This window comes from Amycolatopsis keratiniphila subsp. keratiniphila, assembly GCF_001620365.2.
In the GTDB taxonomy this organism is placed as follows: Bacteria; Actinomycetota; Actinomycetes; order Mycobacteriales; family Pseudonocardiaceae; genus Amycolatopsis; species Amycolatopsis keratiniphila.
Window position 1 is genome coordinate 12698 of the sequence record NZ_LQMT02000010.1, and the last position, 9136, is coordinate 21833.

Consider the following 9136-nt stretch of genomic DNA (forward strand, 5'->3'; position numbering starts at 1 on the left):
GTCAACGTCGCGACGATCATCGCCGTGCGCGAACTGGCCGACGCGATGATCGTGCTGGAGCAGGCTTTCGCGGCCAAGGCCGTCGAGTTCCACGATCTGCTGAAAATGGGCCGCACCCAGTTGCAGGACGCCGTCCCGATGACACTGGGGCAGGAATTCGGCACCTACGCGGTCATGCTCGGCGAAGACCGGCTGCGGCTCACCGAGGCGGTGACGCTGCTGCACGAGATCAACCTCGGCGCGACCGCGATCGGCACCGGGCTCAACGCCGCGCCCGGGTACGCCGAAGCCGCCGTCGCGTATCTGCGCGAGATCACCGGCCTGCCCGTCGTGTCGGCCGCGGACCTGATCGAGGCGACGCAGGACTGCGGCGCGTTCGTGCACCTTTCGGGCGTGCTCAAGCGGATCGCGGTGAAACTTTCGAAGAGCTGCAACGATCTGCGGCTGCTTTCTTCCGGGCCGAGGGCGGGACTCAACGAGATCAACCTGCCGCCGGTGCAGGCGGGGTCGTCGATCATGCCCGGCAAGATCAACCCGGTGATCCCCGAGGTGGTCAACCAGGTCGCGTTCGAGGTCATCGGCAACGACGTCGCGGTCACGATGGCGGCCGAAGCCGGGCAGTTGCAGCTCAACGCGTTCGAGCCGCTGATCCTGCACTCGCTTTCGGAGAGCATCACGCATCTGCGGTCGGCCTGCCTGGTGCTGGCGGAGCGGTGCGTCTCCGGGATCACGGCGAACGCCGACGTGATGCGGGGCTACGTCGAGAACTCCATCGGGCTGGTGACCGCGTTGAACCCGAGCATCGGGTACGCGGCCGCGACCGAGATCGCCAAGGAGGCGCTGGAGACCGGGCGCGGCGTGGCGGAACTCGTCGTCGAGAAGGGCCTTCTGCCCGCCGAGGAGCTGGCGAAACTGCTGAAGCCGGAGACACTCGCCCGGCTTTCCTGAGACCAGCGGGGCGGTACCGGGCGGTCCGCCCCGCGCCAGTGTCATGAAAGTGGCTTTCAGGACATTTTTCGTCCTGAAAGCCACTTTCCTGACATGCGGGTACGGTCGTAAGCGGAAGGTGATCCTCCGCACGAAAGGCGGCCAGCGTGCTCGACCGACTCATCGACCGGTACCTCGGCCTCCCACCCGCCGAAGGCCCCGCCCCCTCGGTGACCAAGGCGATCCCCGTCCCGATGCCCGACGGCGTCCGCCTGCTGGCGGATCGCTACGCCGTCCCGGGCGACGAGCCCCGGCCGGTCGTGCTGATCCGCACGCCGTACGGCCGCAAAGGCGTGATGGGCAAGGTCTTCGGCGAGACGTTCGCCCGGCACGGGCTGCAGGTGGTCCTCCAGAGCACTCGCGGGACCTTCGGCTCAGGCGGCGAATTCCGGCCGTTCCACCTGGAGAAGGAGGACGGCCTCGCCACCGTCGCCTGGCTGCGTGCACAGCCGTGGTGTGACGGCCAGGTCGCGATGGCGGGCGCGAGCTACCTCGGCCATACGCAATGGGCCGTCGCGCCGTACCTCGACGAGCCGCTCGAAGCGCTTTGTCTCGGTGTCACCGCGTCGGAATTCGTCTCGACCTTCTATCCCGGCGGGATCCTCGCGGTCGACAACATGGTGACCTGGTCGGCGCTGATCGGACGGCAGGAAGGCCGGTTCGCCGGTCTGCCGAATCCCTGGCAGACGAAGAAGACCCGCCGGGCCATGGCGCAGCTGCCGGTGTCCGGCGCGGACGTCGCGGCCATCGGCAAGCAGGTGCGGTTCCTGCAGGACGTCTCCCGGCACGCCGAACCCGGCGACGACTTCTGGGCGCCGTCGGACCACAGCGCGGAGGTCGCCGCGTTGAGGACACCGGTGAGCATGGTGACCGGCTGGTACGACCTGTTCATCTCCGCCCAGCTGCGCGATTTCAAGGAACTCGCCGCGGCCGGACGCGAACCGAGGATCACCATCGGACCGTGGGCGCACGGCGAGCCCGCCAGCTTGAAAACCCTGATCACCGACCAGATCGGCTTCCTGTCCGCGCATCTCCTCGGCGATCGTGCGCCGCTCAGGCAGTCACCCGTGCGCCTGTACCTCCAGGGCTCCGGACGCTGGCTGGACTTCGAAAGCTGGCCGCCGGAATCCGACGCCAACCCGTACTTCCTGCGCCCTGGCGGGCTTTCCGTCGCCGAACCCGTCGAGTCGAAGCCGGGCACGTTCACCTTCGACCCGGCCGATCCGACGCCGACCGTCGGCGGCCCGCTGCTGTCCGGCGTGCAGAAACAACAGGACAACAAGGAAATCGAGGCGCGGCACGACGTGCTGCTCTTCACCGGTGACGTGCTGGAGCACGACCTCGACGTCATCGGCGAGATCTCCGCACTGGTGCACGTCCGGACCGATCTCGGGCACGGCGACGTGTTCGTCCGGCTGTGCGATGTGGACCGTCGCGGTGTCTCCCGCAATGTCACCGACGGCATCCTCCGCCTGCGTCCCGGCGGTCCGGAGTCCGATGTGGACGGTGTGGTCGCGGCCGAGATCCTGCTCGACCCGACGGCCTACCGGTTCCGCCGTGGCCACCGGCTGCGGGTGCAGGTCGCGGGCGGAGCGTTCCCTCGCTTCGCCCGCAACCACGGCACCGACGAACCTGTTTTCCACGCGGTGGACGGGAAACCCGCGCGGTTCGAGATCTTCCACGACCCCGCGCACCCGTCCCGGATCACGCTGCCGGTGTTCGCGGGGTAAGCCGGCGCACCTCAGCCGCCGGCGAGCTTCTTGATCTCGTAATCGGGCACGTTCACGCCCGCGGCGAGGCTCGGGCTCCAATCGATCCCGAGCTCTTCGGCGGCACGCTGCGCCTTGATCGCGCCCTTCCTGCCTTCATAGGTCGACCACGGGTTGAACTTCACGAAGGCCGGCTTCGGATCGGAGGCCTTCCACACCGAGACGAGCACGGTGGCGAGCACCTCACCCGTGACCACATACCCGAACGGGACTTCGGCATCGACCACGACACCCGTCGTCAACCCGTCCCGATTCTCACCCACCTCGACCTGGAGGAACTCGGGACGCGCGGTCCGCACCGCGTCGGCGACGGGGCCGACGGTGGTCATGGCGGCCGTGGGGGCGGGAGCCTGCCTCTTCTCGGGGACGAACAGTGCACATCCACTCAGCAGCATCGCCGCCGCGGACAGCACCGCGAGCCGTCGGATCACGGCACCACTCGCTGGTGTGTCGTCAGCCTGCCGTCGTCGTGCAGCACGTGGAACAGCAGCGACGGCGGCAGGTCGTAGTCGATCGGGCCGCCTTCGCTCCAGTGCCGGAGACCGTTCTCCTCCCACGGGAACAGGATGCTCGACCCGACCGAGGGCGCCGACCGCAGCGGCACGCCCGCGAACGTGGTCGACGCCGCGGTGTGGACGTGCCCGCAGAGCAGGGCGGCCACGCGCGGGTGGCGGGAGAGCACTTCGGCCAGCTTGTCCTCGCCGTACTGGCGCATCGCGTCCACCAGCGGCAAGCCGAGCGGGACCGGCGGGTGGTGGAAGGCGATGAAGGCGGGGCCATCGCCCTCGGCGAGGACGCCGTCCAGCCACGCCATGGTCTCGTCGTCGAACTGCCCGTCCGGCTTGCCCGGGATGCTCGAATCGGCCATGACGAACGTGACGTCGCCGACGGTGTGCGCCACGTTGACCGGGGATTCGTCCGGTGCCTGCCCGAGCAGCCCTTCACGGAACGGGCCGCGCTTGTCGTGGTTGCCAGGGCAGGTGAAGAGCGGTGTATCGGTCTTGAACAGCTCGGCCGCGCGCCGGTACTCCTCGACGGTGCCGTGGTCGGAGATGTCACCGGTCACGAGGATCGCGTCGACCGGTGTCGCCAAGTTCTCCAGGTACCGCATGACCCGCGCCGTCCGTTCGTCGGCGCGCTCCCCGCCGTCGAGATGGTTGTCGCTCAGATGTGCCGTCACGAACATCGTTTCACCCCATGTCTTCCAGATATGCCAACGTTTTCACCCAGTTCCGCCGGAGCAGCCCGACGGCCGCGTCGAGGTCCGCGGCGCGGATCGCCTCGGCGATCCGGTGGTGCTCATCGATACTCTCCCTCGACCGCTCGATGCCACCGAAATAGCGCGCGTCATAGCGTTTCAGCAGCGGCTTCGTCTGCTCCAGCAACCGCAGCAGATGCGGATTCGTGCAGCGCGAGACGAGCAGCGCGTGCCACCGATCATCCAAAGTGGACAGATCGCCCTGCCGCCCGAGTTCCTCGGTCATCTCGTCGGCGATCCGGTCCAGTCCGCCGGTGAGCCCGGCGAGGTCCTGCGGCGAACTCCAGCGCAACGCGAGCGATTCCAGTTCCGCGACGAGCGGGTACAGCTGCCGCGCCTCCTCCGGATCGAACGGCGGCACGAGGAAGCCCCGGTTCGGTGCCGAGACGAGCAGGCCGCGGTCGGCCAGCCCGATCAGCGCCTCGCGCAACGGGGTGCGGCTGACGCCCAGCTCCCGGGCGAGGTGCACCTCGTTGATGCGGCTGTCCGCGGCGATCCGGCCGTCGAGCACGCGAGCGGTGATCTCCTCCGCGAGGTCGCGGCGGAGCAGGTTCCTCGTCATCGGTGCAGTATTGCATGCACTTCGGCCGTACTGTATTCAGTTAGGCATGACGGACTTCGATGTGCACCGCGCCCGCGCCGAAACCCCGGGCTGCGCGGAGGTGGTCCACCTCAACAACGCCGGTTCGTCGCTTCCGCCCGCCCGGGTGACCGACACCGTTGTCGATTACCTGCGCGAAGAGGCTCTGATCGGCGGATACGAGCAGGCCGCGGCGACCGTGGAACGGATGCGGGGCGTCTACGCCTCGGCCGCCCGCCTCGTCGGCGCCGACCCCGACGACATCGCACTGACCGACAACGCGACCCGCTCCTGGCAGGCGATCTTCTACGCGCTGCCGTTCGCCGCCGGAGACCGGATCCTGACGGCGAAATCCGAGTACGCGAGCAACGTCATCTCCTTCCTGCAGATCGCGAAGCGCACCGGCGCCGTCGTCGAGGTGGTCGACAACGACGAGTCCGGGCAGCTGGACGTCGAGGACCTCAAGCGCCGCGTCGACGGCGACGTCAAACTGATCGCCGTCTCCCACGTGCCGACCCAGGGCGGGCTGGTGAACCCGGCCGAGGAGATCGGCGCGGTGGCCAGGGCGGCCGGGATCCCGTTCCTGCTGGACGCGTGCCAGAGCGCCGGCCAGATCGACCTCGACGTCGCCCGCCTGAACTGCGACGCGCTCAGCGTGACCGGCCGCAAGTACCTGCGCGGACCGCGGGGCACCGGCTTCCTCTACGCGCACCCGCGGCTGCGTGAACGCGTCGAGCCCGCGATGCTCGATCTTCATTCGGCGGTGTGGACGGCACCCGAAAGCTACGAAGTCGATCCGACGGCGAAGATGTTCGAGGTCTGGGAACGCGATCACGCCGCCCTGCACGGTCTCGGCGCGGCGATCGACTACGCCCTCGAATGGGGTATGCCCGCCATCGAAGCCCGCGTCGCCGCGCTCGCGGCGAAACTGCGCGACGCGCTCCGCGAGATCCCCGGCGTCCGCGTCCACGACCAGGGCTTGCGACAGTGCGGGATCGTCACGTTCAGCGTGGCGGAAACGCCGTCACAGGAAGTGAAGCAGCGCCTGGCCGCGGCGAAGATCAACGTGAGCGTCACCGAAGCGACGTCCGCCCAGTTCGACTTCGCCGAGCGTGGATTGCCGCCGATGGTCCGGTCTTCGGTGCACTACTTCAACACCGAAGACGACATCGCCCTCCTCGTCGGCGAAGTCGGAAAAATGGCTTAACGGCGCGAAAGCAGCGAATCGGACGGCGGGGCGTACGGCAGCCCCGTCGTCTTCGCGCGTTTGCCGATCACCAACGCCTCCCCCAGCAGGCTGACGCCGATCGAAAGCGTCACCGGCCGCGCGTCGGGATGCGCCCCCGCCGTGGTGGCCAGGAAACCGATCCCGAAGTTCACCAACAGCGACAGCACCCAGACGCCGAACGTCCAGCCGGTGTAGCGCAGCCACAGCACGCCGTCGCGCTCGAACAGTTTCGTGGTGGTGGCGCGCACCGCACCGAGACCGCACCCGACCGCGGACCCCAGCGCGAGCCAGAGACCGTCGGCGAAGGTGAAGGTCTCCAGCTTGACCAGGCCGTAGACGCCGATCCCGAGCAGGATCACCGGCGCCCCGAACACCTCCCGGGCCACGAGCGGCTCGCCGCGCAGCCTGCGCACGATGAGCACGATCACCACGGCGACCACCAGCGCGATCAGCAACCAGGTCCGCATGAACTCCCCCTTTGTAGCATGACTGTGCCAAATAAAATAGCAAGGCCGTGCTATAAAGACAACGTGCCCAAGATCGTCGATCCGGAAGCCCGCCGCCTGGAGATAGCCGAAGCCGTCTTCCGGGTGATCCAGCGGGACGGCCTCGCGCAGGCGTCACTCAGGAGCGTGGCCGAGGAGGCCGGTCTCGCGATCGGTTCGGTGCGGCACTACTTCAGCGGCCATGACGAGCTGATCGTGTTCGCCATGCGCGCGCTCGGCGACCGCCTGGAGGCACGATTGGCGGGACACATCCCCGTTCTGCTCGACCCCGCGACACCCCGCTCGCGGCGGCAGGAAGTCACCGAGGCGTTCCTCGGCGAACTGCTTCCGCTCACCGAGCAGACCCGGGCCGAAGCCGACGTCTGGCTGGCGTTCTCGGCCGCCGCGAAGAACCGGCCCGACCTCGCCGAGGAGGCCACCCGCATGCACGAGGGGGTCCGCTTCCTCGTCCGCCGGGTGCTCGAGGGCGCGGACGAAGCGGGCGGCCTGCGCGGCGACCTCGATGTGACCGTCGAGACCGAACGGCTCGCCGCGTTGCTGGACGGGCTCGCGTTGTCGGCGGGCCGGACCTCGCCGGAGCTGATGCGCACGGTGCTCCGGCGGCATCTGGAATCCCTGAGGAGCCCGGGATGAGCACCTTCTACGAGATCGCCGCCCAGGATCCCGGCCGCGTCGCGGTGATCGACGTCGACGGCCGCGCGACCACCTTCGGCGAACTTTCGGCGCGGGCGAACCAGCTGACGCACGCCTTGCGGGCGCTCGGTCTCGGCGAAGGCGACGGCGTCGTCGCGATCATCCACAATGGACTCACCTACTACGAGCTCCTGCTGGCGACCCTGCAGGCGGGGATGTACTTCACCCCGGTCAACCACCGGTCGTCGCCTGCGGAGATCGCCTACATCGCGGCCGACAGCGGCGCCGAGGTCGCCGTCGCGGACGCGGACATCGCGGCCACGTGCACCGCGGAACTGGGTGACCTGCACCGGTTTTCGCGCGGCGAGACGCCTGGCTGGGCCGGGTACGAGGCCTGGGGAACGGACCAGCCCACGACCACGCCGGAGCGGCGGACCGCCGGCCAGACGATGCTTTACACCTCCGGGACCACGGGGCGCCCCAAAGGTGTCCGGCGCGCCCTTTCCGGGCAGCCGCCCGCCCTGCACCCGATCCACGCGCACACCCTCGAACGCCTGGACGTCCGGCCGGGGCACGGCGTGCACCTCGTCGCCTGCCCGCTCTACCACGCGGCGCCCGGGATGTTCTCGACCGCGGCCCTGCATCTCGGGCACACGCTCGTGCTGATGGACCGGTTCGACGCCGCGGAAACGCTGCGGCTCACCGAAAAGCACCGCGTGACGAGCACTCATCTCGTGCCGACGATGTTCCACCGCATGCTGCGGCTGCCCGAGGACGTGCGTACGCGCCACGACCTGTCGAGCCTGACGTCGGTGATCCACGGCGCCGCCCCGTGCCCCCGGGAGGTCAAGGAGCGCATGCTCGCCTGGCTCGGTCCGGTGGTGCACGAGTACTACGGCGCGTCCGAGGGCTTGATCACGGCGGTGCACGCGCGCGAATGGCTCGCCGAACCGGGCACCGTCGGCAAGCCGTTGGACGGCGTACGGGTCCAGGTTCTCGACGACGACGGCCGGGAACTCCCCGCGGGCGAGACCGGGATGCTCTACTTCAGTTCCGCGCACACGAAATTCGACTATCACGGCGATCCGGGCAAGACGGCCGCCGCACGCTCCGGGGAGTTCGTCACCGTCGGGGACGTCGGCTATCTCGACGCCGACGGACGCGTGTTCCTGTGCGACCGGCGGACGGATCTCATCCTCTCCGGTGGCGTGAACATCTATCCGGCCGAGATCGAGGCGCGGCTGCTGAGCCATCCCGACGTCGCCGACGTCGCGGTGATCGGGGAGCCGGATCCTGAATGGGGCCAACGGGTGGTCGCCGTCGTGCAGCCGGTCGAGGGTGTCACCGGGGATCCCGCGCTGGCGGAACTTCTCGAAGAGCACTGCCGGGCCGAGCTCGCCGGATTCAAGACGCCGCGCCGGTTCGACTTCCGGGAGCGGCTGCCGCGGACGGAGAGCGGCAAGATGCTGCGGCGGACGCTTCGGGCGGAATGAACGACCCTTTCGGGCAGTACCGATCGCGGTACCGTTCGCTCATGCGCCCGCGGTCCGTGACCACGCTGCTCGCCACCCTCGTTCTCGCGCTCGCCGTCCCCGCGACGGCCGAGGCGACTCCCGGCTCCGGGGTGACCGGGACGATCTTCGCGCAGAAGACGGTCGGGAACACCGACTACGTGCTGCGCGAGGTCGTCATCCAGCCGGGCGGCTACACCGGCTGGCACTACCACGACGGAAAGCTGTACGCGTACGTCAAGGCAGGCACGCTGACGCACAACTCGGCCGACTGCGGGCTCGACGGCCTGTACCGGAAGGGCGCCGTCTTCACCGAGCCGAGCGACACCGTCCACATCGGACGGAACCTCGGGACGACACCGGTGGTGCTGGAGGTGCTTTACGTGCTGCCGCACGGAAGCCCGCTGTCGCAGGACGCGCCGAATCCGGGTTGTCCGTTCTAGGCACCGAACCAGCCGGCGACGTCGAGGCGGAAGCCGTCCGACGGCGCCATCGTTCGGAGGTCGGCTTCGAGCGCGCGGACCCTGTCGATGCCCAAGGTGCCGGCCCATTCCTCGCGCAGCTCCTCGAAGATCGCCGCCGACCGGCCGAGTGAATCGAACCCACGACCGGTGAGCCGGACGACCTTGCGCCGCGCGTCGGCCGGGTCGTCGACGCGCACGAC

Annotated in this window: 10 protein-coding genes and 1 pseudogene; 6 read left to right on the top strand and 5 right to left on the bottom strand. The window is 69.0% G+C overall.

The window, feature by feature from the left end; all coding sequences use genetic code 11:
• Positions 1 to 948 (top strand): aspartate ammonia-lyase (locus AVR91_RS08310; protein WP_228709157.1); only part of this gene is annotated, 948 nt, incomplete at its 5' end.
• A 146-nt stretch (positions 949 to 1094) separates the two neighbouring features.
• Positions 1095 to 2717 carry a CocE/NonD family hydrolase gene (locus AVR91_RS08315; RefSeq protein ID WP_063271866.1) on the top strand — a complete coding sequence of 541 codons (1623 nt, stop codon included), beginning with the start codon at positions 1095 to 1097 and terminating at the stop codon, positions 2715 to 2717.
• 11 nt (positions 2718 to 2728) lie between these two features.
• Here AVR91_RS08315 and AVR91_RS08320 read toward each other — a convergent pair whose 3' ends face one another.
• Genes AVR91_RS08320 through AVR91_RS08330 form a run of 3 tightly spaced genes read right to left on the bottom strand, consistent with a single transcriptional unit; the run spans position 2729 to position 4576 of the window.
• A complete protein-coding gene (locus AVR91_RS08320; protein WP_063271865.1) occupies positions 2729 to 3187 on the bottom strand; it encodes a hypothetical protein in 459 nt (152 codons plus the stop codon).
• The gene (locus tag AVR91_RS08325; RefSeq protein ID WP_063271864.1) at positions 3184 to 3942 is read right to left on the bottom strand and encodes a metallophosphoesterase; all 759 of its coding nucleotides are present in this window, start codon (positions 3940 to 3942) and stop codon (positions 3184 to 3186) included. The genes AVR91_RS08320 and AVR91_RS08325 overlap by 4 nt, the downstream gene beginning before the upstream one ends.
• A gap of 4 nt (positions 3943 to 3946) precedes the next feature.
• Entirely contained in the window at positions 3947 to 4576 is a 630-nt protein-coding gene (locus AVR91_RS08330) for a GntR family transcriptional regulator (RefSeq protein WP_063271863.1), read from the bottom strand.
• Between the two features lie 46 nt (positions 4577 to 4622).
• Between AVR91_RS08330 and AVR91_RS08335 the strand changes: the two genes are divergently transcribed.
• The gene (locus AVR91_RS08335; RefSeq protein ID WP_063271862.1) at positions 4623 to 5801 is read left to right on the top strand and encodes an aminotransferase class V-fold PLP-dependent enzyme; all 1179 of its coding nucleotides are present in this window, start codon (positions 4623 to 4625) and stop codon (positions 5799 to 5801) included.
• On the opposite strand, the gene AVR91_RS08340 is transcribed toward AVR91_RS08335, so the two are convergent.
• Positions 5798 to 6289, bottom strand: coding sequence for a hypothetical protein (locus tag AVR91_RS08340; protein WP_063271861.1), 492 nt, complete (start codon positions 6287 to 6289; stop codon positions 5798 to 5800). The genes AVR91_RS08335 and AVR91_RS08340 overlap by 4 nt on opposite strands.
• 63 nt (positions 6290 to 6352) lie before the next feature.
• Between AVR91_RS08340 and AVR91_RS08345 the strand changes: the two genes are divergently transcribed.
• From AVR91_RS08345 to AVR91_RS08355, 3 genes are read left to right on the top strand one after another with little or no spacing between them, the layout of a single operon-like run.
• Positions 6353 to 6961, top strand: coding sequence for a TetR/AcrR family transcriptional regulator (locus AVR91_RS08345; protein ID WP_063271860.1), 609 nt, complete (start codon positions 6353 to 6355; stop codon positions 6959 to 6961).
• A complete protein-coding gene (locus AVR91_RS08350) occupies positions 6958 to 8454 on the top strand; it encodes an AMP-binding protein (RefSeq protein WP_063271859.1) in 1497 nt (498 codons plus the stop codon). Before AVR91_RS08345 ends, AVR91_RS08350 begins: the two co-directional genes overlap by 4 nt.
• 41 nt (positions 8455 to 8495) lie before the next feature.
• The gene (locus AVR91_RS08355; RefSeq protein WP_063271876.1) at positions 8496 to 8915 is read left to right on the top strand and encodes a cupin domain-containing protein; all 420 of its coding nucleotides are present in this window, start codon (positions 8496 to 8498) and stop codon (positions 8913 to 8915) included.
• On the opposite strand, the pseudogene AVR91_RS43710 reads toward AVR91_RS08355, so the two are convergent.
• Positions 8912 to 9136, bottom strand: a pseudogene (locus tag AVR91_RS43710) (MarR family transcriptional regulator); the annotation flags it as partial. The gene AVR91_RS08355 and the pseudogene AVR91_RS43710 overlap by 4 nt on opposite strands.

What these genes read in the sequence shown, in the direction of transcription:
- AVR91_RS08325 (WP_063271864.1), bottom strand. Translation starts at nt 3,942, where the DNA reads ATGTTCGTGACGGCACATCTGAGCGACAACCATCTCGACGGCGGGGAG.
- AVR91_RS08330 (WP_063271863.1), bottom strand. Translation starts at nt 4,576, where the DNA reads ATGACGAGGAACCTGCTCCGCCGCGACCTCGCGGAGGAGATCACCGCT.
- AVR91_RS08335 (WP_063271862.1), top strand. Translation starts at nt 4,623, where the DNA reads ATGACGGACTTCGATGTGCACCGCGCCCGCGCCGAAACCCCGGGCTGC.
- AVR91_RS08340 (WP_063271861.1), bottom strand. Translation starts at nt 6,289, where the DNA reads ATGCGGACCTGGTTGCTGATCGCGCTGGTGGTCGCCGTGGTGATCGTG.
- AVR91_RS08350 (WP_063271859.1), top strand. Translation starts at nt 6,958, where the DNA reads ATGAGCACCTTCTACGAGATCGCCGCCCAGGATCCCGGCCGCGTCGCG.
- AVR91_RS08355 (WP_063271876.1), top strand. Translation starts at nt 8,496, where the DNA reads ATGCGCCCGCGGTCCGTGACCACGCTGCTCGCCACCCTCGTTCTCGCG.